Source organism: Micromonospora sicca (assembly GCF_003172935.1).
GTDB classification, from domain to species: Bacteria; Actinomycetota; Actinomycetes; order Mycobacteriales; family Micromonosporaceae; genus Micromonospora; species Micromonospora sicca.
Genome location: NZ_QGKS01000123.1, coordinates 1 through 19,481, shown reverse-complemented (window position 1 = coordinate 19,481; position 19,481 = coordinate 1). Strand labels below are relative to the sequence as shown.

Sequence of the window (19,481 nt, the reverse complement as noted above, 5' to 3'; positions counted from 1 at the left end):
GGCGGTCGGTACGGTCCCGCGTCGCCGCCCGGGACCGCTCCGATCCCGGTCGCTCGGCACCGTCTGCCGCCTGCTCGGTGGCGTTCGCCTGCCGAGCGGCGTCCCCGGTCGACTCTGGCCGCGCTGAGCCGCCGGAGGCCGCGTCCGTGAGCGGGTCGGGGGCGTGGGGGAGCAGCCGCTCCGGGGCGTCGGCGAGCAGCCGCGCGGCCGAGGCCAGTGCGACGGGGTCGGGTTGACCGACCCGACGCCACCGCCGGCGGCGGCCATTCGCCGGCAGGTTCCCGGCCAGCACGCGCGCGGGTGCCAGATCGGCGGCGATCAGCGCGGTGAGCCCGTCGTAGTCCGCCTGCTCGGCCAGCCGCCGGGCGATCTCGTCGAGGTCGTACACCGCCACGGCGATGTCCGCGGTGGTGGCGTCCAGCGCTCGGGTGATCTTGCGGTGCAACACCTTGTTGAGCGCCGCCTGCCGCCGCTCGGCGCGAATCTGCGCGCGGGCCGCGTCGAGCGAGCCGTACAGCCCGAGGCCGGGGTCGGCCTTGGCCAGCGAGCAGGCACGGCGGGTCAGCCACGGGTGTCGCAACCAGTGCCCGACCGGTTCGTACGCCGGCGTCGTGGGTGGCAGCTGCTGTCTGGCGCGCAGCCGGTCCCGCCGCTGGTTCTCGGTGTTCATCAGCCACACCAGATAACCGAGCAGGGACATGCCCGCGTAGAAACCGCCTTCGAGGTGGTTGCTGTGAGCCAGCCAGTTGAAGGCGACCGCGGCGGTGGCGATGCCGGCCGACAGCACGCGGGACAGCATCGCCCGTTCGCCCAGTCGACGGCGTACGTCGGCGTTCGCCAGCACCACGACGCCGCCCAACTCCAACGCGCCAACGGCGGGAAGGGCGATGTACCACGGCATGCCGAGCCGTTCCATCGCCCCGGACACCTGGCCGCCGAGCGCGATCAGCAGCACGACAACGTAGAACCCGGTGCGCAGCACGGCGACGTGCCGCACCGCCTTGGCCAGCTCCGCGTCCCACGCCTCCGGCGGGTCGGCGCCTGGCGCCCCGCCAATTGAGTTTCCGCCGGTCATCCGGGTCCGGTCCGTTTCCTGGAACACGCCGAGCAGGTTCCTCTCTCACTCCGGGCCCCGGCCTGACCGGCGCCGCGGCCGGCCGACCCGGCGGTGCCGCCCGCCGAGGCGTACCAGAGCTGCGCTCCGGCTGCCGCCCGTCGTCCGCCGCATGCTACAAGGTTGCGGACCGAATTGGAGATCTCAGATGCCACGCCGGGTGCATCGGGTCGCCCCTCCCGCGCCACACCGCGGGTCATCGGTGCTCACCCGACCGGCACCGCCGTGGCCGGTGCCGTGCCGAGGCAACCGATCGTGGCGATTGCCGGCAGCCCCAGCGAGGTGACGACACCGGCCGCTCATGCTTCTGCTTCCTCGGCCTGCCGCGAGCCGGTCGCGGTCATTCGGTAGGAGCGGCTGTGTCGGGCGGGCCAGCCGAGAAACCAGTCGAACATGTGGGCGGCGCTTCCCGTGGTGCTGCGGTTGAGCTTGCGTGGGGGACACCGCCGGCGACCCTTCGGATCGCGCGCGGTGGGGCCACCATCAAGTGAGCACGACCAGCATCCGTCCTGCTGGGAGCGGCGCGTCGGACAGATCGCGCATCAGTCCCGAAGCGCGGGTGATCAGCGGTAGCACCGCCAGGCGTAAGGATCGTCGGGGTTCGACGTCCGTGCGTAGGCGCCGGAATCGTACGTGTCGCGGCAGGCGACGTCCATGTCGACGATGGACGCGGAGAGCAGCCTCGTGCATTGCCAACGGCCGTCGTTGCGGGGGTCTGCTGAGCCCCCGGTGTACCGATCGCAGTACCGCTGAGCCATGTTCGCCACCCCACGGCTGCTCGATGGGCCGAGCAGGGCCGGGCCCGGGCTCCGGGTCGGCGTCGGCGTGGCCCCGGTGGGCGTCGGGGTCGGCGCGGCGGAAGGCGTGACGGACGGCGTGGCGCTGGGCGTGGCGGACGGCGTGACCGACGGTGTGGCGCTGGGCGTGGCGGAGGAGCCGCTCGGTGTCGCGGAACTTGGCGATGTCGACGGTATCTCCGCGAGGGTGACCGGCTCCTCCAACGGGTCCGACGGGGTGGTGGCCGCCGACACCGGCAGGCCGCCTTCCGGCGGTCGACCCGACCCCCACGTGAACGCCAGAGCGCAGAGCAGCGCCCCCAACGCGAGCCCGCCGACCGGGATCAGCCAGCGCCGCCGCCGGCTGGCTGGCCGTGGGCGGGCGCCAAGGTCTTGGTTGTGCTTCCTTCGGGGCCGCCCGCCCTCGTCCGCGTCGGGGCCGTGCGCGTCGGACTCCTCGTGGCGGTACCCGTTGCGGCCGGCGGAATCGTCGTGCGGGTAGTGCTCCTCGTGGGCGTAGCCCGTCTCCGGTTGGGCGTACCTCTCCTGCTGCGCGGCGTAGGCGTCCTCGTGGACCGAGCTGGCATCGGTCGGTCCGTACGGTTCTTGGGCCCGGCGTTCCTCCCGATAGGCCTGGTCGTGCCCGTCGTACTGATGGGTCGGATCGGGCTCGTAGTACGCCGGTTCGGGGTAGGCCAGTGGGTCGGACCGCCGGTACGCGTGCTCGTGCTGAGGGTGGGCCCCGTCGTACTGCTCGTACTCATCCTCGTACTGCGGGTGTGCCCGCCGCCTTGCGTGTCGCCCTTGGTCCTCGTAGGTGTTCTCGGGCTGGTACGACTCCTGGTACTGGTCCGACACATCCTCGCGCCACTGCGGCGCGGCTGCTTCCTGCTGCTCGTAGTACGAGTCGGAATCGCTTGTTTCCAGCCGCGACCGTCGACCGATCCAGCTGTCTATGACACGCGCCGGGTCGTCGTGATCTTGGGCAGCCCCATCGGCGGAACGAGCGGTCGATCTCTCGGCCACGGTCGCTGGCCTCCTCCGGGAGCACAGGTGCCGACAGCTAGGTGACCTTACTCACCATCGGCCAAAAGTCCACCCGGCCCATCCCGCGAACAGACACAGACCACCCCCGGCTTCGGATCGTCCGCCTGGGCCAGCGCCACACGGATAGCTTGGTCATGACGAGGCAACCGCCGCTCGTCAGCGGGGCGCCCGTCGATCAACCGGCTTCTTCGGGAAGTCGCAGCGCAACTCGGCCACCCGTCCGGCGGCCCGGCATCGGGCTTTTAGTAGAGGAACGTGCGCGACACCCCCGCGCATCGGGCAACGGTCGGGCAGGTGACGGAAGAGCGCGCGCGACGGATGGCCTTGAAAGAGGGTGTTTGAGATGGTCTGGCCGCCCGGTCGCGCATTCAGCGCCGCAACAGGACCGGTCCGGCGGCGATCCGAGTGCGGAACAGCGCGTACGGCTTGCGCCGCAGGTCCTGCCCGCGCTGGTACTTCGCCTGCCGGTGCAGCTGGTTGGCCGTGACGTAGAGGTATCCGTCGACCGCCACCGACATCGTGTCCGGCCAGAGCAGCCGCGGATCGTGCACCACGGTCTCGTACTCCCCGTCCGGCCGGCGGCGCAGCACCGCGTTCTGCTCGTAGGAGGTGAGGTAGAAGCGGCCCGCGTCGTCGGTCTCCAGTCCGTCCGAGCCGCCGCCCTTGTCGCCCTCGTCGACGACGGTGGCCGCCACCTCCTCGTCGGAGAGCGACCGGTCGGCCAGGGCATCCGTGGCGACGCTGTACCAGTGGCGCGACGCCAGCGGGCAGTAGTGCAGCCGGGAGCCGTCGGCGGCGATGGCGATCCCGTCGGAACCCATGCCGATCGGCTTCGGCTCGCCCTCGGCGGGCGTTCCAGGAACGGCCGACCCTCGACCACCGGCCGGAACGTCCGCAGCTGTTCGGCCTTGGTGGAGGGGTGCTCGTGCAGGCGTCGCCAGGACGCGCCGGTGGCCAGGTCGACCACGATTATCCCGTTCGGGCCCGAGTCCGACGAGTCGGTGATGTAGGCGATCCCCGCCTCGCCGCGCCGCAGGTCGAACCGGACGTCGTTGAGGTACGTCGACGGCAGCGCCACGTCGGTCGGGAAGGTGATCACCTGGGCGACGGTGTCGGTGTCGAGGTCGACCCGCACCAGCTTCGGCCCGCCCGGCTTCGTGGGCTGGAACATCGGACTGCCGGTGTCCACGACCCACAACCGGTCGGCCGGGTCGACGACGATGCTCTGCACCGAGACGAACGCGTTGGCGTCGTCGTCGCCGGACGGGGAGTTCCACTCCTGGTCGGGGAAGGGCACCTCCGCGCCGTCGCGCAACTCGACCACCGTGGCCGGGACCTCGTCGCCCCACTTCGGGAAGTTGACGAAGATCCGGCCGGTGTGCGACACGCTCACCCCGGTCGGCATCGGCCCGGTGAACGTGTGCACGAGCTCCAGCGTGCCGACCGGCTCGGCACCCACCGGCCCGTTCACCGGTGGCCCCGCAGACGCGGTAGCACGGAGCCACCGACCTGGTCGCGGTTGGCGAGACGTTCGTCGGTGGCCCGATCACCGTCGACAACTGTCATGGGTGCGAAACTCCCTGATGATGGTGGCCGGGCGCAGGGGCGTCCCGGCTGGACAGGCCGACCCCGCACCTCCGACCCGAGTGGGCGCCGGTCGGCGTCCCGCGGACCCGCCCCGGCTGACTCAATCCGTCCGCGCGTCACCTTCCCGCCGATCCGCACCGCAAACCGGCGCGGCGAAGGAGGCCCGACGGCGACCGGACGGTCCGACGGCAGTGACCGCCGCCGCCCGTGACGGAAGCGGTCGGCGCATCGGCGGATGGCGGTTCAGTGGTTACGCTGCTGCCATGTCGGACGCTGGCGCGCGGGGAAAGCAGGCTGCGGCGACGGCGACGGCGTCGGCGGTCGACCCGGTCGTGAAGGTCGTGCGGGAGATCCTGTCCGGCATCCCGGCCGGCTGCTCGTGGCTGCTGCCGGTGACGAGTGACGGGCAGGTCGTCGACTTCCGGATCGAGGCGACCAGCGGCCGGGGACCGGACATTTGCGGACGGGGGGTGAGCCGCGTCGGCGGGCGGCTCAGCGAGCTGTACCCGAGCATGGTCGGCGGCCCCCTGTGGCAGCTGTACCACCAGGTGATGTTCACCGGACAGCCCGGCCAACTGCCCGACTTCCGGTACGAGGAGAAGCGCGCCGGCGTCATCGCCGAGTCGCTCTTCGACGTGAGCGTGCACCGGGTCCTGGGTGGCCTGCTGGTCTGCTGGCAGCGGCTGGACGAGGACCAGCGCCGGATGGACAAGGCCGAACTGCTGGGCAGCCTCGGCTGGGCGGAGTACGATCTGACCACCGGGCGCAGCCAGTGGTCACCCGGCATGTACCGGATCTTCGCCCGGGACCCGGCGCTGGGCGCGTTGTCCCGGGCGGAGCAGGCTGCGGCCCTCTTCCCCGAGGACTTCGGGCTGCGGGAAGCCGCCTGGCAGACCCTGGACAGCGGGGCGACGTCGGACGTGACGGTGCGGTTCCGGGCGGGTACGTCGGTGAAGTACCTGCGGATCCTCTCCGACACCGCCCGGGACGCCGACGGCGCGCCGTTGAAGATCTACGCGGTGGTGCAGGACGTGACGGCGCGCGTGGACTCGCGTACCGCCATCGAGCAGCTCAGCGACCAGCTGCACACCCGTGAGATGACCGCGCTGGCGGAGCACCGTCTCGCCGGGCAGCTGCAGAATCTGATCCAGCCGGTGCCCCGGGAGCCGTTCCCGCTGGCGGGTCTCGAGGCGATGGTCAGCTACCTGCCGGCGGAGAGCGCCGTACGGGTCGGGGGCGACTGGTACCACGCGCAGACGCTGCCGGACGGGCAGGTGGCGCTCGCGGTCGGCGACGTCGCCGGCCACGGGCTGGAGGCGGCGAGCGGCATGGCGCACCTGAGGTTCGCCCTGGTGGCGTGGCTGTCGATCGGCATCCGTGATCCGGGGACGCTGCTCGGCCATCTGAACCACCTCTGCCGGCAGTTGGCGATCACCGGGACCGCGGTGATCGCCCGCTACGACCCGACGACCAGGCTGCTGTCCTGGACGCGTGCCGGACACATGGCGCCGCTGTTGGCCCGGGCGGGGACGACCGCCGCGCTCGACCGGCCGTCAGGACTGCTGCTGGGCGCCGACGACGGCGCCAGATACCCGGTGGTCAGCCCCCGCCTGGAAGTCGACGACCTGGTGCTCCTCTACACCGATGGGCTCGTGGAACGGCGGTCGGGCGGCGCCGACGACCTGCTGGGCAGGGTGCGGCGGGCCCTGTCGGACCTGTCCGCCCTGCCCGGTGACGAGATGCTGGTCCGGCTGCCCGGTCTGCTGCACTACGCCAGCCCCGACGACGACACCTGCACGCTGGCCGTCCGCGTCCTGCCCTGACAGGTCACAGATCCAGCCGGATCCGCACCACGGTCCGTCTGGGCCCGCGGAGATGGACACCTCGTCGCAGATGCGTTCCACGATCGCCAACCCACGGCCTCGCACCGCGTCCGACGATGGCATCGGCCGGCCCAACGCGCGCATCGACCCCTGGTCGACGACCTACAGAGGCGCCGGCAGGCCGCGGGCCATCGCCCCTGCGCAGACGAAGGCGCGGACCGCAGCCAGGTCGCCCGCTTCGGCGTACGACCTGGTTTCGGGGTTGGCGGGGACGACGGCCCCCTGCTCAGACACGGCAGCGGCCCCCAGCCGATGGACCGGCCTTCAGCGCTCGGGCCGGTGGTCGGCGGTCGACGGACGCAGCAGCTCGCCGACGCCGGTGAGGTCCAGGACGTTCGCCACCATCCCGGTGGCGTTGACCAGGTGCAGCCGACCGCCGGCCGCGCGGGCGGCGTGATGGGCGGTGACCAGCGAGTGGATGCCGGTGGAGTCGAGGAACGTCAGCGCCGCCACGTCCACGACGACGACCGGCGCGCTCGCCACGGCGGCCAGCAGGGGGGTGGTCAGCTTGTCGCGGGCAGCGAGATCGCACTCGCCGACCAACGCCACGACCATCCGTCCGGGTTCCGTTGACGTCCTGGTCTCGAAGTGCGTCATCCGGCAGCAGCACCCTTCGCTGGACAGGCAACAGCCGTTGCCGGCACATCATGTCACCTCCCCGGCAGCCCACCATGTCGTCCGTTCGGCGGCAATCGCGGCCGCGTCGATCGCCCCGTGGCGGCAACCGCCGGCTCACCTGGACGCGTCGCCGGTGCCCCGACCCGGTCACCTAAAGTCGGGGTCGGGCTCACGTTCTCCGCGCCCGCCACCGCCGCAACCCGTAGAGGACCCCGCTGGCCAGGAAGAGGGCGGCGCTGACGAGCAGCCAGCGGGCGAGGAACGGCTGCTGGTCCTGCCCGGTCGCGGCCAGGTAGGTCGCCCGGCCCTGCCGGAGGATGCCGGGCAGGTAGACCAGGAACAGCAGCGCCGCGGCCAGCGCCGGCACGCGCAGGTGGTTCAGCAGCGACGGTCCGGCCGCCGGCCGGGCCCGTCGCTCGCCCACCGCCGCCCGCAGCGCCCGGTCAGTCGAGGCGTACACCGGGAACAGGACGAAGTCGTGGGCGATGGCCGCGCCGACGAACCAGAGGAGCATCCGCCCGGCGGTCGCCTCCCCGGCCAGCCGCAGGGCCACCCAGCCGGCGACGGCGAAGCAGCCCACGAGCAGCAGCAGGTGCCGCCCGGGCGCCCCGTACGCCGTCCGGAAACGCGCCGTGAGGTCACGCATCGGGACGCCCCCGGAACTCGATCTCCGCCACCCACTTGGTGCAGTGCACCCCGGGCAGCGCCGGGACGATGACCCGCGCCGGATAGCCGTGGTCCGGGGTGAGGTCCACCCCGTTGACCCGCAGCGCGAGCAGCGAGTCGGGGTCGAGGACCTGGTTGGCCTGCAACGTCGCCTGGGCGAACAGCCCCGCCTTCTCCAGCGAGCGGACGTGGGCGGAGCCGGGTTGACCCGCGCCGACCAGCGCGGCGAGGTCGCGCAGCCGTACCCCGGTCCAGGTCTGCAGCGTCGACCACCCCTCCACGCAGGCGATCGGCAGCCGGGCGGTGTGCTGGGGCAGGGCCAGCAGGGCGGCCCGGTCCAGGCTGGCCTGCCGCCCGTCGGCCCGCAGCGTCAGCCGCCAGCCGGCCCCGGTGTCGGCGGCCCCGACGCCGGCGGCCGCCGCCGTGCGGTTCACCGGGAACCCGGTCGGGCCGGTGCCGGGCTGCCGGCCCCGGGGCAGCAGCAGCGCGGTGCGGCGCCACCGGCCGTCGAGGTTCTGCCCGACGGTCAGGCCGGCCAGCAGCAGCGACAGGCCGCCGACCAGGGCGAGGGCGCCGCGCCGGCTCACGGTGCCCGGCCCGGGCCGGGCGGTCACCAACCCGTCGGGGTCCGGCGGCTCGGGTCGGGTGGCGTCGCGCGGGACGGTCACCTCGGCGCGCAGCGGCCGGGACCGCAGCGCGGTGAGCATCCGCCGCAGCTTGAGTGCCACGTGCGTGACGAGCGCGGCGACGAACACCCACGCGCCGAAGTAGTGCGCGGTGTAGAAGTCGAATCCGAACAGGTACGCGTACTGGATGTTCAGCAGGCCGGTGGTGATCTCGAAGAGGATCCCGCCGACCAGCAGCACCAGGGAGAGCCGTTCGAGCAGCTGTGCCACCGACCGGGCGGGTGGCCAGTCGAACAGCTTCGGGATGACCGACCAGAGCTTGCCCAGCACGACCGGGATCAGCGTGATCCCGAGCGCCACGTGCAGGCCCTGAGTGACCCGGAACAGCCAGGACGGGCGGGTCGGCCAGTCGAACGGCGGCAACCGCAGCCAGCCGACGTCGTGCGGGAAGGCCTGACCGAACTGCGGGCTGTAGGCCAGGTAGTCGAGCAGTCCGGTGAGAAACACCAGCGGCAGGCCGACCAGCAGCGCGAGGCCGTGCACCGCGGTGAGCCACGGCCCGCGCAGCGGGCTGCGCCACCGTTCGCCGATGCCGCGCGCGCCGGGCGGCGGATGCTCCGCCAGCACGGCCCACCCGCGGCGGGGAAAGCCGTACGCCGGGCGGCGGGGCGGCTCGGTCCGCGGGGGAGGACCCGGGCGGTCCCCGGCCGGGGACGTACGGTCGGTGGTCACCGGCCCTCCTCGTGGCTGCTCGACGTGCCGTCCACCGGCGCCGGCGGGAGCCGCGCGGCCCGCGGCCGGCGCGGTGCTTCCCTTTCGGCAGGCTACGGGCGGCGTCGGCAGCCCGGCGGGGCTTGCCCGATTACGGAAGTCTTACCGGCGCCGGTGGCGCTGCCGGGCCCAAGATGTTGTGGATCGACTACGGCTGCCGCAACGCGGCCCTCGGTGCCGGCCGGTCGACCTACGCTGACCGGCATGCGGGTACTGGTCACCGGCGCGGCCGGTTTCATCGGATCACAGGTCGCGGACCTGCTGGTCGCCGAGGGACACGAGGTGGTGGCGCTGGACGCGCTGCTGCCGCAGGCGCACGGCGGGGAGCTGCCGGAGTGGTCGCGACGGCACGACCCGGTGGTCGGCGACGTCCGCGACCCCGAACTGCTCGACCGGCTCCTGCCCGGGGTCGACGCGGTGTGCCACCAGGCGGCGATGGTCGGGCACGGACTGGACCCGTCGGACGCGCCGGCGTACGCCAGCCACAACGACTACGGCACCGCCGTGCTGCTCGCCGCGATGCACCGGGCCGGCGTGACCCGGCTGGTGCTGGCCAGCTCGATGGTCGTCTACGGCGAGGGGCGCTACGAGTGCGCCCGGCACGGCACGGTCCGCCCCGCCCCGCGCCGGTCGGCCGATCTGGCGGCCGGCCGCTTCGACCCGACCTGCCCGCACTGCGCGTCGGCACTCACTCCCGCCCTGGTGCCCGAGGACGCCCCGCTGGAGCCGCGCAGCACGTACGCCGCCACCAAGCTGGCCCAGGAGCACCTGGCCGCCGCCTGGGCGCGGCAGACCGGCGGCGGGGTCTGGGCGCTGCGCTACCACAACGTCTACGGCCCCCGGATGCCCCGCGACACCCCGTACGCGGGGGTGGCCGCCATCTTCCGGTCCGCGCTGGCCGCCGGCCGGCCTCCGCAGGTGTTGGAGGACGGCCGGCAGCGGCGGGACTTCGTGCACGTCAGCGACGTGGCGCGGGCGAACCTGCTGGCGCTGGCGACGCCGTCGCCGCAGCCCCTGACGCCGGTCAACGTCTGCTCCGGGGAGCCGCACACCGTGGGCGAGCTGGCCGCCACGCTGGCCACCGCCATGGCCGGGCCGGCGCCGCTGGTGATCGGCGGCGCCCGCTCCGCCGACGTGCGGCACGTCGTCGCCGATCCGCGCCGGGCGACCGACCTGCTCGGATACACCGCCCGGGTCGGGTTCGCCGACGGGGTGACCGCCTTCGCCACCGATCCGCTGCGCGAGCCGGCGGCCCTGACGGTCTGACCCGCGGCGGGCCCTTTCGCCGGCCGCGTCAGGAGACCGTCCACAGCAGGTGGTTCACGGCGAGGGCGGTGCCGGCCTGCCCGAGGAGCCACCAGCGCCGCGTGGACGCCGGCAGGTGGGCGGTGGCGACCAGCAGCCAGACGGCGAACGGCAGCCAGATCCGCTCCACCTCGGCCTTGCTCAGCCCCGACAGGTCACCGGCCAGCACCGCCACCGCCGCGGCCGCCGGCAGCAGCACGGTCGGCCCGGCGGCGAGCATCCGCCCGCCGCGGTCGCGCCAGCCCTGGCCGGGCCGCAGGCCGGGCCGGATCGTCCGGGCGCCGGCCGCCACCGCCCCACGCAGCGCCGGGCCGAGCACCGGGCCGGCGGACAGCAGCAGCGCGGCCATGTTCGCCCACACCCAGTAGCCGTACGGGCGGTCGGCCGCCCAGCCCTGGTAGTAGCGCTCCACCACCAGTCGGTAGCCGTCCCACCAGCGGAAGCCGCCCGCGGTGAACCCGACCGCCACCGCGGCGACGCCGGCCGTCCCGGCGAGCAGCGCGGCGACCCGGCCCGCCGGCCGCAGCGCCAGCACCGCCAGCGCCAGCACCCCGACCAGGACGAAGCCGTACGACAGGTACAGCGCGAGGCCCAGCAGCAGCCCACCGGCGGCGGGCGCCACCCGCCCACGTACCGCGAGCAGGGCCAGGCCCGCCGCGACGACACCGGTGAAGAGCCCGTCGGCGGAGGCGCCCACCCAGACCGCCCCGGGCAGCAGCACCAGGAACGGCAGGACGGCGCGGGCGGCGTCGGCCGCGCCGAGCGCCCGCAACGCCACCGGTACGGAGATCGTGACGCTCGCCCCGACCAGGACGCACACCAGCGCGGCGGCCACCCCACCGCCCAGCCCGACCCGGTCCAACCCCACGAAGAACAGCAGCGCCCCCGGCGGGTGACCCGCCGTGTGGGTCGACCACGAGTCCGGCCCGAAGTCGAGGATCCGATCGGAGAAGCCGGCCAGCGCCGCCGCGACGTCGGTGACCCGGGGCACCTCGTGCAGGTACTCCGCCTGCGGGGTGAGCCGCTCGGCGAATCCGGCCGACCAGCCGTCGACCAGGGCCAGCGCCAGCGTCCACGCCACGGACGTCAGGTAGGCCGCGCCGAGCAGGGCGGTCCAGCCGGAGTCGCGGGCCCAGCGGGCACCGACGCCGATCACCCCGACCGCGACCACGATCGCGACCGGGGTGCCCCAGCCCAGGTGCGGGCGCCAGGTCGCGTAGAGCGGCGCGGCGTCGGCGTACAGGCCGACCCCGCGGGCGTTGAGGACCGCGCCGACCACCGCGGCGAGGGCGACCAGCGCCGCCTCGACGCCCAGCACGAGCAGGTCGGCTCGGGACCGGCGGACCGGTGCCCGGGCGGCGGCCGAGGGCAGGGTGGTCGCTCTCATGTCGACCGGACGGTACGGACCGTGCCGCGCCAGCGGCGGCGGAACGGCGCAACGTCACCATTCCGTGGGAAGGGGTGCGGGGGTAACGGCTGATCCGTCTCCCGCCGGGCGGATCGCCGCCTAGCGTCGGCGGTATGCCGACGCAGATCGACGTGGTGTTGCCGTGCCTGGACGAGGCGGCCGCGCTGCCCGGGGTGCTCGCGGCGGTGCCGCCCGGATACCGGGCGATCGTGGTGGACAACGGCTCCCGGGACGGCTCGCCCGAGGTCGCCGCCCGGCACGGCGCCCTCGTGGTGCACGAGCCGCGGCGGGGCTACGGCGCGGCCGTCCACGCCGGGCTCGAGGCCGCCGACGCCGAGCTGGTCGCGGTGCTCGACGCCGACGGCTCGTTCGACCCGACCGAGCTGCCCGCCCTGGTCGCCCCGGTGGCCGGGGGAGCCGCCGACCTGACCGTGGGGCGGCGTCGACCCGTCCGGGCCGGGGTCTGGCCGTGGCACGCCCGCGTCGGCACCGCCCTCGTCGCGGCGCTGCTGCGGCACCGGGGCGTGCCGCTGCGCGACCTCAGCCCGATCCGGGTCGCCCGCCGCGACGCCCTGCTCGCCCTGGGCGTCGCCGACCGGGCCTTCGGCTACCCGCTCGAACTGCTGATCCGCGCCGCCGCCGCCGGCTGGCGGATCCGCGAGCTCGACGTCCGCTACGCCCCCCGGGCCGCCGGCACCCGGTCCAAGGTCTCCGGTTCCGTGCGCGGCACCCTGCGCGCCACCCGCGACTTCGCCGGCGTCCTGCGCAGCGTCCGATGACCGTCCTGCTCGTGATGGCCAAGGCGCCGGTGGCGGGGACCGTGAAGACCCGGCTGTGCCCGCCGGCCACCCCGGTCCGGGCCGCCCGGATCGCCGCCGCGGCGCTGCGGGACACCCTCGACGCGGTCCGCGCCACGCCGGGGGTGACGCCCGTGCTGGCCCTGCGGGGAATTCTCGCCGACGCGGAGGACGCTGCCGCGCTGACCGCGGCCCTCACCGGCTGGACCGTCCTGGCGCAGCGCGGCGACGGGCTCGGCGACCGGCTGGCCAACGCCCACGCCGACGTCGCGGCGGCCTGGCCGGGCCGCCCGATCGTGCAGATCGGCATGGACACCCCACAGGTGACCCCGGCGCGGCTGGGTTTCACGGTCCGGCGGCTGCTCGCGGTCGACGCCGTGCTCGGCCGAGCCTTCGACGGCGGCTGGTGGGCCCTCGGGCTGCGGGACGCCCGGCACGCCGCGGCGCTGCGCGAGGTGCCGATGTCCACCGCCCAGACCGGACGGCGCACCCTGGCGGCGCTCGGGGACCGCGGACTGCGCACCGCCCCGGCACCGGTATTGCGCGACGTCGACGAGTGGCCCGACGCGCTGGCCGTCGCCGCCGAGGTGCCCGACAGCCGGTTCGCCCGGGCGGTGGCGCCGCTGCACCGCGCCCTGCTGCGCGGCGGCCGGCCATGACCCTCGGCACCCGCCCCGCCGGCAACCCGCCAGCATCCGGGGCGGGCGACGTGGAGATTCGGGAGGACGGCTTCGCCGCCGCGCTCGACCACCGGCCCGGTCGGCACTGGCTGCTGCACAGCGACGGCCGGCGCAGTCCGCTGCCGGTGGGGCGCTGGCACGGCCCGCCCGAGCCGGCGAGCCGAGCGGTCGTCGCCCGGTGCGCCGGCCCCACCCTCGACGTCGGGTGCGGCCCCGGCCGGCTCACCCTCGCCCTCACCCGGGCGGGTCACACCGCCGTCGGCGTCGACGTCTCCGCCCAGGCCGTACGCCTCACCCGCCGCCGCGGGGCGGTCGCCGTCCACCGGGACGTCTTCGCTCCGCTGCCCGGCGAGGGACGGTGGGCGCACGTCCTGCTGATGGACGGCAACATCGGGATCGGCGGCGACCCGGTCGCCCTGCTCGGCCGGTGCCGTGAGCTGGTTCGTCCGGGGGGCACCGTCATCGTGGAGCTGGAGCCGCCCGGGCTCGGCCTCTGGCGCGGGCGGAGCAGCCTGGCCAGCCTCTCCGCGGACGGGGAAATGCGGCGGGGTGGGGCGTTCAACTGGGCCCGGCTGGACGCGGTCGCGGTGCACGAGGTGGCCGCCGTCGCGGGAATGGTGGTGCCGGAGGTTTTCCGGGCCGGTCGGCGCTGGTTCGGAGAACTCGCCGTTCCCGTCCGGCCCGGGGCGCCGTCGGGTCGTGCCGGCAGGTAGCGGCAGACGAACAGGTGGGCGCAGGCCAGCTCTCGGCGGGACGCGAAGACCAACTCAGTCCGGTCCGCCGTGGCCGCCCGGCCGTTCACCCACTACCGGGAGAAGAACATCTCCTCCGGCGCCAGCGACCACGTCACCAAGCCGGTCGACGCGGACGACCTGCTGCGCTGCATCCACCGGTGGCTCACCAGCTGAAGCGAGTGGTCAGGGTTTGCGGGCCACCGCCGCGAACATCGAGGCCTGTGCCGCGGGGGTGCGCTGCTCCGGCGGGTCGTCCGGTCGCCACTCGGTGAGCGGGCTGATGCCCGGCGGGATGAGTTCGAGCCCGTCGAAGAAGGACGTGAACTGGTCCCGGGTCCGGAACGCCATGTCGATCATGCTGGTGGCGGCGGACGGCGCGGCGGTGGCCGCGATGTGCCGGGGCACCAGGTCCGTGGTGGCGTGCGAGATCAACAGGTAGCTGCCGGAGGGGAGGGCCTCGACCAGCCGGCGGGTCACCCCGTACGGGTCGTCTCCGTCGGGGAGGAAGTGCAGGATGGCGACCAGCATCAGCGCGACGGGACGGGTGAGGTCGAGGGTCGCCCGGAGATCGGGATGCCCCAGGATCCGGTCGGGGTCGCGCAGGTCGGCGTCGACGTACGCGGTGGCGCCCTCCGGCGCGCTGGTCAGCAGGGCGCGGGCGTGCGCCAGCACGATAGGGTCGTTGTCGACGTAGACGACCCGCGACTCCGGCGCGACGCCCTGGGCGACCTCGTGCATGTTCGGGCTGGTCGGAATGCCGGTCCCGATGTCGAGGAACTGCCGGATGCCGGCCTGCTCGGTGAGGTGGCGGGTGGCCCGCTGCATGAACCGCCGGTTCTCGATCACGGTGGTGCGGATCGCCGGGTAGGCGGCGGCCACCGCGTCACCCGACTCCCGGTCCGCCGCGAAGTTGTCCTTGCCGCCGAGCCAGTAGTCATAGCGGCGGGCGGCGTGCGGCACCGTCGGGTCGATCCGCGCCGAGGGCGGGACGTCGTCCGCCGGCGGTCGCCCGCCCGATCCGAGCGACTGCGACGTGGTGTCGGCCACCGCGACCTCCAAGGGCTGTGGGAACGGCACGGCGATCGTACCGACCCGACGGCCGTCCGGACGGCCCCTGCGCATCGATGGCGACGGATATCGGCCGGCCGACCGGTACGCGGCGCGGCGCGGCGCGGACCGACTCCCGTCGGGCCGCTCCGTCGTGAACGGCACGGCCGCGGGCGTTGCTTCCTAGAATCGCTGCATGCCGCGGATCGTGCAGTTGCTGGCCTCGCCCGTGCACCGCTACGTGGGCCGACCCGCCGACGGTGCGGCGCCGGCGCCACCCGATGAACTGGTGGCGGAGATCCACGTCCGCGCCGGCCTGGGCATCGTCGGCGACCGGTACTTCGGCAAGCCGGCGCACCGCGAGGCGAGCGTGACCGTGATCGCCCAGGAGTCGCTGCCGCCGGGCGTCGACCTGGTGCAGGTCCGGCGCAACATCCTCACCGCCGGCATCGCCGTCGACAAGCTGGTCGGGTCCGTGCTGGTCCTGGACTCCGGCCAGGGCCCGGTCAGCCTCCGCGTCCGCCGGCCGGCGAACCCGTGCGCCTGGATGGATGCCGCGATCGGTCCGGGCGCCTGGCGGGCGTTGCGTGGCCGGGGCGGCATCCGCTGCGCCCCGCTGAACGACGGCATGCTGCGCGTCGGCCCGGTCGAGTTCAGCATCAGTGGGTAGCTGGGCGGAACCGGCATCCGCACGTGCCGTGAGCTGCGGATGGTTGCCTTTTGGCAAGAGTCGCGAAGTTTGCAGGGATGTGTAGCCTCCTACCGTGACCGAGGAGCCCGTGGCACCCCACCTGAGCCACCCGGCTCCCGGTCCTGCCCTTTGCGTGGCGCTGATGTCGCAGGACTTCAGCGCCGCCACCGTCACCACCTTGCGCCACCGGCTGGCGGCGGCGGTGGCCGCTGCGGGGCTGACCGGGGACGCCGGCTACGACTTCGTCCTCGCGGTGCACGAGCTGGTCACCAACGCCGTACGCCACGGCGGCGGCCACGGCCACCTCGACCTGCGCCGCCAGGACGACGTGCTGATCTGCGAGGTCAGCGACCGGGGCGCCGCTGCGGGAAGCCTGCCCGTGCGGTTGCCCGCCGTCGACGTCGCCGGCGGCCGCGGGCTCTGGCTGGCGCACCAGCTCGCCGAGGGGCTCATCCTCACCCGGGGGCTGCCCGGCCTCACCGCCACCGTCACCGCCTGCCTGTCCCGGGCCGAGGCCCCGGACGGCACGCCCGCCATCGCACGACGTCAGGCAGAGCCCGACAGGACCGTGGAGGAGGACGAGCAATGACGGATCAGCTGAGCTGGCAGCACCGGATCCGCACGGAACCGGACGGCATCGTCGTCGTGCTCGACGGGGAGATCGACGTCAACGGGGCCGCCGCGCTGCTGAGCCTCCTCGACGCCACGATCGACTCCGCCCAGCAGGTGCTGGTCGACCTGCACGCCGTGCAGTTCATCGACTCCACCGTGATCAGCGTGCTGATCACCGCCCGGCACATCGCCACGGGCGCGGGAAAGCGCTTCGGCGTCGTCAATCCCACCGGGAACGTCGCACGGACCCTGCGCGTCACCGGCGTCCTCGACGCTCTCTCGCCGTCCCGAGCCTGACCTCCGCAGCCCCGACCCGGCCGCCTTCGCTGGGATCGGGCGGCAGTACCCGGTCGCCAACGGCCGGCGATCGTCGATGAAAGGGGAGTGGTCAGGACCAGCCGCTCCTCGATCCCGCCGCCACCCGGATCTCCGCCGGCTGCGGGGCCCGTCCGGCGATCGACGGATCCGCGGCGGGCGCGCCTTCGCTCCGGGTACGGGATTGGGCCCGACAGCGGTGGGAAAGGCCGCCTTCCACCACGGTCCCCAAGGACGAGGATCGTCCACCTCCTCAGGAGGAGACATGACCGACCGCGACGACGACTACCAGCAGGCCCTGGACACCGCGGAGCGGCTGCTCGGCGCGCCGCTGGTGCTCCCGCTCGGCACCGGCGAACCGGCCGCCGGGGCGGACTTCCGGCGGCTGGCCAGCATGCACACCTTCGGTGACTCCTGGTCCCGTCCCGGGCTGGACACCCGCACCCGGAGCCTGATCTCCGTCGGCATCGCGGCGACGCTGCGCACCCACGAGCCGCTGCGGGGGCAGTTGCGCATCGCGCTGACAGCGGGCGTCAGCAAGGAGGAGATCGTTGAGTTGTTCATCCACCTGGCCGCGTACGCGGGCGCGGCCCGGGCGTTCGACAGCTACCAGACCGCGGTCGCGGTCTTCGGGGAGGCCGCCTGAGCGAGGCTGTGCCGCCGGTGCCGGTTGCCGCCGAGTCCTCCGCCGTGGTGGGTCAGCCGGGTGACGTCCTCCCGGCCCTGCGCAGCCCGAGCAGGGCGACCACGGCGAGGAGGATGACGGCGACGGAGTATTCGTTGGCGGTCCGGGGCAGGCCGCCGGCGTAGACCACGAGGAAGCCGGCGATGACGGTGGGCAGGCCGAAGCCGACGTAGCAGACGATGTAGAGCAGGGAGAGCACGCTGGCGCGTTCGTGCGCCTCCACGAGCGGCATGACCGTCTTGAGGCTGCCCTGGAAACCCCCACCGAAGCCGACGCCGCCGAGCGCGAGGCCGACGAAGAAGCCGGCGATGGAGTCGGCGGTGACCGACACCACTGTGATGATCATGCCCAGGATGAGTGCGGTGATTGCGGTGTGCATCACAGTGCGCGCGGCAGCGTTGCGCAGCAGGAGAATGGTGCTGACCCCGAAGAGGGAGAAGACGAAGACGACCAGACCGCCGACCACGATCGAGGTGGCCATGAGGGCGCGCACGAGTGCTGGGCCGAGCGCGACGAAGAAGCCGGCCAGCGCCCAGATGGCGAAGACCACCGGGACGACGGCCAGTAGTGGCGCGCGCACGGCGGGGGGCAGCTTGATCTCCGGCCGCAGACTCTGCAGTGCTCCCTTCATCGGCGTGACCGTCTCCGGCATCAGTACGACCCCGAGGCCCTGGATCAGCAGGACGACGAGCAGGACGACGTACACCAGTCGGGTCGGCGCGGGCAGGAACTGGATGAGCAGCGCCGAGAGCAGGGCACCGGTGCCGGTTCCGATACCGGGGGCGATCGAGTTGGCGAGCGTGCCGCGGGCGCGGTTGATGTCGAGCATGGCGGCACCGACGGCGCCGGTGGCGGCGCCGGCCGAGAGTCCCTGCACGACGCGGGCGGCCAGCAGCGTGGGTACGCCGTTGGCGAAGATGAAGATGACCAGCGCGATGATCTGGATCGCGATCGCAACCAGCAGGACCGGCCGCCGCCCGACATGGTCGGACAGCTTGCCGAACGTCAGCAGAGACGCCAGCACGGCGACGGCGTAGACGGCGAACACCACCGTGGTGGTGATCGGCGAGAAGTGCCAGCGCGCCTGGTAGATCCCGTAGAGGGGGGTCGGGGCTGTCGACGCGGCCACGAAGGACACGAGGATCGAGGCGAGCAGAAGCAGGGACACTTTCGGCGAGATCCGCCCCTGCCCGGTGATACTCATCAGACGTGCTCCCCAGTTGAGCTGCAAGCGGCGGCCCGGCGCGGTCGACCTGGACGCCCTCCTTCTGACCGGCCGCAGCGGAGTACCCAATCCGCCCCCTTACACACGACCTGCGCTGGCCCCGCCCCGCCGGCCGTCGGCGTCCGGCGGCCGCGCTCAGGAGCGGCCGGACGGTGACGGATCCCCGCAGGCAGTCCCGGAAATCGAGAGCCGTACAGTCTCGCCGTGATTGAGATCGACAGCGAAGTCGGCCTGTCCCATCCCGCTGACCGGGTCTGGCGCGCGTTGACGGAGCCGGAGTTGATCGCCCGGTGGTTCACCGAGGTGGAGCCGGTGGCCGGTGGACACCTGCTGCTGTACACGGCCGGGCTGCCCGGCTTCGACGCCGCCGTCGACGCCGAGGTGACCGAGCGGCGGGAGCCGGAACTGCTGGAGTTGCGGTGCGACGAGGCGGGCCGTCGCACCCGGCTGACCTTCACCATCACCCCCACCGCGGAGGGCTGCCGACTGTCGGTGCGGGAGGCCCTGGAGCACGGCACGTGGCCGGCCGAGCAGCGGGCCCGCCGCGAGGAGTGCTACCAGCAGGCCCTGACGGGGCGGTTGCCGGCCATCCTCGACTGGTTGGCCTTCCAGCAGGTCGACCTGCGACGCGACGAGCTGGGGGACACCGCCCGGCTGCCGGTCACCGCGGCGATCGACGACGCACCGGCGCGCCGTGGTCGCCGGCTGGTGCTGATCGCGGTGCTGGCCGCCGCCGTCCTGGCCGTCGGGCTGACGGTGTGGGCGGTGCTACCGAGGGAGCCGCAGCCGGTGGCCGGATCGGACCCGACGCCGCTGCCGGAGCCGACCGTCGCGACCGGCGCGACGCACCCGCCCCGGGGCGCTGTCCCTTATACACATCTGACGCTGCCGACG

General features: G+C 73.8%; 20 protein-coding genes and 1 pseudogene. 11 read left to right on the top strand and 10 right to left on the bottom strand.

Annotated features, from left to right (window positions below):
• The 4 genes and pseudogenes from DKT69_RS05775 to DKT69_RS40565 form a co-directional block, all read right to left on the bottom strand.
• A partial coding sequence (locus DKT69_RS05775) for a hypothetical protein (RefSeq protein WP_109800548.1) occupies nt 1-1,102 on the bottom strand: 1,102 nt, incomplete at its 3' end.
• A gap of 575 nt (nt 1,103-1,677) precedes the next feature.
• A complete protein-coding gene (locus DKT69_RS38160) occupies nt 1,678-2,748 on the bottom strand; it encodes a hypothetical protein (protein ID WP_161557775.1) in 1,071 nt (356 codons plus the stop codon).
• Nucleotides 2,749-3,305: 557 nt separating this feature from the next.
• A complete protein-coding gene (locus DKT69_RS40570; RefSeq protein WP_255420183.1) occupies nt 3,306-3,758 on the bottom strand; it encodes an SMP-30/gluconolactonase/LRE family protein in 453 nt (150 codons plus the stop codon).
• Nucleotides 3,759-3,916: 158 nt separating this feature from the next.
• Nucleotides 3,917-4,342: pseudogene (locus DKT69_RS40565) on the bottom strand (L-dopachrome tautomerase-related protein); the annotation flags it as partial.
• 445 nt (nt 4,343-4,787) lie between these two features.
• Between DKT69_RS40565 and DKT69_RS05760 the strand changes: the two are divergent.
• Nucleotides 4,788-6,347: a PP2C family protein-serine/threonine phosphatase gene (locus tag DKT69_RS05760; protein ID WP_109800546.1), complete on the top strand. Its 1,560-nt coding sequence runs from the start codon at nt 4,788-4,790 to the stop codon at nt 6,345-6,347.
• Nucleotides 6,348-6,671: 324 nt separating this feature from the next.
• On the opposite strand, the gene DKT69_RS05750 is transcribed toward DKT69_RS05760, so the two are convergent.
• The 3 genes from DKT69_RS05750 to DKT69_RS05740 form a co-directional block, all read right to left on the bottom strand.
• Entirely contained in the window at nt 6,672-7,004 is a 333-nt protein-coding gene (locus tag DKT69_RS05750) for an anti-sigma factor antagonist (protein WP_109800545.1), read from the bottom strand.
• 190 nt (nt 7,005-7,194) lie between these two features.
• Entirely contained in the window at nt 7,195-7,671 is a 477-nt protein-coding gene (locus tag DKT69_RS05745) for a hypothetical protein (protein ID WP_109800544.1), read from the bottom strand.
• A complete protein-coding gene (locus tag DKT69_RS05740) occupies nt 7,664-9,049 on the bottom strand; it encodes a molybdopterin-dependent oxidoreductase (protein WP_109800543.1) in 1,386 nt (461 codons plus the stop codon). The genes DKT69_RS05745 and DKT69_RS05740 overlap by 8 nt, the downstream gene beginning before the upstream one ends.
• Nucleotides 9,050-9,292: 243 nt before the next feature.
• Between DKT69_RS05740 and DKT69_RS05735 the strand changes: the two genes are divergently transcribed.
• The gene (locus DKT69_RS05735; RefSeq protein WP_109800542.1) at nt 9,293-10,354 is read left to right on the top strand and encodes an NAD-dependent epimerase/dehydratase family protein; all 1,062 of its coding nucleotides are present in this window, start codon (nt 9,293-9,295) and stop codon (nt 10,352-10,354) included.
• A gap of 28 nt (nt 10,355-10,382) precedes the next feature.
• On the opposite strand, the gene DKT69_RS05730 is transcribed toward DKT69_RS05735, so the two are convergent.
• Nucleotides 10,383-11,780: a hypothetical protein gene (locus tag DKT69_RS05730; protein WP_109800541.1), complete on the bottom strand. Its 1,398-nt coding sequence runs from the start codon at nt 11,778-11,780 to the stop codon at nt 10,383-10,385.
• A 134-nt stretch (nt 11,781-11,914) separates the two neighbouring features.
• Between DKT69_RS05730 and DKT69_RS05725 the strand changes: the two genes are divergently transcribed.
• From DKT69_RS05725 to DKT69_RS40560, 4 genes are all read left to right on the top strand, one after another.
• Nucleotides 11,915-12,580, top strand: coding sequence for a glycosyltransferase family 2 protein (locus DKT69_RS05725; protein ID WP_109800540.1), 666 nt, complete (start codon nt 11,915-11,917; stop codon nt 12,578-12,580).
• Nucleotides 12,577-13,257 carry a TIGR04282 family arsenosugar biosynthesis glycosyltransferase gene (locus DKT69_RS05720; RefSeq protein WP_109800539.1) on the top strand — a complete coding sequence of 227 codons (681 nt, stop codon included), beginning with the start codon at nt 12,577-12,579 and terminating at the stop codon, nt 13,255-13,257. Before DKT69_RS05725 ends, DKT69_RS05720 begins: the two co-directional genes overlap by 4 nt.
• Nucleotides 13,254-13,991 carry a class I SAM-dependent methyltransferase gene (locus tag DKT69_RS05715; RefSeq protein ID WP_109800538.1) on the top strand — a complete coding sequence of 246 codons (738 nt, stop codon included), beginning with the start codon at nt 13,254-13,256 and terminating at the stop codon, nt 13,989-13,991. Before DKT69_RS05720 ends, DKT69_RS05715 begins: the two co-directional genes overlap by 4 nt.
• A 69-nt stretch (nt 13,992-14,060) precedes the next feature.
• A complete protein-coding gene (locus DKT69_RS40560; protein WP_255420182.1) occupies nt 14,061-14,186 on the top strand; it encodes a response regulator in 126 nt (41 codons plus the stop codon).
• Nucleotides 14,187-14,195: 9 nt separating this feature from the next.
• Here DKT69_RS40560 and DKT69_RS05710 read toward each other — a convergent pair whose 3' ends face one another.
• Nucleotides 14,196-15,059, bottom strand: a complete 864-nt coding sequence (locus DKT69_RS05710; RefSeq protein ID WP_375373467.1) for an SAM-dependent methyltransferase — start codon at nt 15,057-15,059, stop codon at nt 14,196-14,198.
• Nucleotides 15,060-15,255: 196 nt separating this feature from the next.
• Here DKT69_RS05710 and DKT69_RS05705 point away from each other — a divergent pair, with 196 nt between their 5' ends.
• The 4 genes from DKT69_RS05705 (at nt 15,256) to DKT69_RS05690 (ending at nt 17,323) form a co-directional block, all read left to right on the top strand.
• Nucleotides 15,256-15,729, top strand: coding sequence for a molybdenum cofactor biosysynthesis protein (locus DKT69_RS05705; protein ID WP_109800536.1), 474 nt, complete (start codon nt 15,256-15,258; stop codon nt 15,727-15,729).
• A 94-nt stretch (nt 15,730-15,823) separates the two neighbouring features.
• Nucleotides 15,824-16,339: an ATP-binding protein gene (locus DKT69_RS05700; protein ID WP_236647347.1), complete on the top strand. Its 516-nt coding sequence runs from the start codon at nt 15,824-15,826 to the stop codon at nt 16,337-16,339.
• On the top strand, nt 16,336-16,659 hold the full coding sequence (locus DKT69_RS05695) for an STAS domain-containing protein (RefSeq protein ID WP_109800535.1): 324 nt from the start codon (nt 16,336-16,338) through the stop codon (nt 16,657-16,659). Before DKT69_RS05700 ends, DKT69_RS05695 begins: the two co-directional genes overlap by 4 nt.
• A 283-nt stretch (nt 16,660-16,942) precedes the next feature.
• Entirely contained in the window at nt 16,943-17,323 is a 381-nt protein-coding gene (locus DKT69_RS05690) for a carboxymuconolactone decarboxylase family protein (RefSeq protein WP_109800534.1), read from the top strand.
• Nucleotides 17,324-17,375: 52 nt separating this feature from the next.
• Here DKT69_RS05690 and DKT69_RS05685 read toward each other — a convergent pair whose 3' ends face one another.
• Nucleotides 17,376-18,566, bottom strand: coding sequence for an MFS transporter (locus tag DKT69_RS05685; protein ID WP_109800533.1), 1,191 nt, complete (start codon nt 18,564-18,566; stop codon nt 17,376-17,378).
• Between the two features lie 225 nt (nt 18,567-18,791).
• On the opposite strand from DKT69_RS05685, the gene DKT69_RS41600 reads away from it, so the two are divergent.
• Nucleotides 18,792-19,481: SRPBCC family protein (locus DKT69_RS41600; RefSeq protein WP_146230988.1), on the top strand; the 690-nt coding region annotated here is incomplete at its 3' end.

Bases quoted from the DNA above. Each gene is read 5' to 3' on its own strand.
- DKT69_RS40570 (WP_255420183.1), bottom strand. From the start codon at position 3,758: ATGGGTTCCGACGGGATCGCCATCGCCGCCGACGGCTCCCGGCTGCAC.
- DKT69_RS05760 (WP_109800546.1), top strand. From the start codon at position 4,788: ATGTCGGACGCTGGCGCGCGGGGAAAGCAGGCTGCGGCGACGGCGACG.
- DKT69_RS05750 (WP_109800545.1), bottom strand. From the start codon at position 7,004: ATGACGCACTTCGAGACCAGGACGTCAACGGAACCCGGACGGATGGTC.
- DKT69_RS05745 (WP_109800544.1), bottom strand. From the start codon at position 7,671: ATGCGTGACCTCACGGCGCGTTTCCGGACGGCGTACGGGGCGCCCGGG.
- DKT69_RS05735 (WP_109800542.1), top strand. From the start codon at position 9,293: ATGCGGGTACTGGTCACCGGCGCGGCCGGTTTCATCGGATCACAGGTC.
- DKT69_RS05730 (WP_109800541.1), bottom strand. From the start codon at position 11,780: ATGAGAGCGACCACCCTGCCCTCGGCCGCCGCCCGGGCACCGGTCCGC.
- DKT69_RS05725 (WP_109800540.1), top strand. From the start codon at position 11,915: ATGCCGACGCAGATCGACGTGGTGTTGCCGTGCCTGGACGAGGCGGCC.
- DKT69_RS05720 (WP_109800539.1), top strand. From the start codon at position 12,577: ATGACCGTCCTGCTCGTGATGGCCAAGGCGCCGGTGGCGGGGACCGTG.
- DKT69_RS05715 (WP_109800538.1), top strand. From the start codon at position 13,254: ATGACCCTCGGCACCCGCCCCGCCGGCAACCCGCCAGCATCCGGGGCG.
- DKT69_RS05705 (WP_109800536.1), top strand. From the start codon at position 15,256: ATGCCGCGGATCGTGCAGTTGCTGGCCTCGCCCGTGCACCGCTACGTG.
- DKT69_RS05695 (WP_109800535.1), top strand. From the start codon at position 16,336: ATGACGGATCAGCTGAGCTGGCAGCACCGGATCCGCACGGAACCGGAC.
- DKT69_RS05690 (WP_109800534.1), top strand. From the start codon at position 16,943: ATGACCGACCGCGACGACGACTACCAGCAGGCCCTGGACACCGCGGAG.
- DKT69_RS05685 (WP_109800533.1), bottom strand. From the start codon at position 18,566: ATGAGTATCACCGGGCAGGGGCGGATCTCGCCGAAAGTGTCCCTGCTT.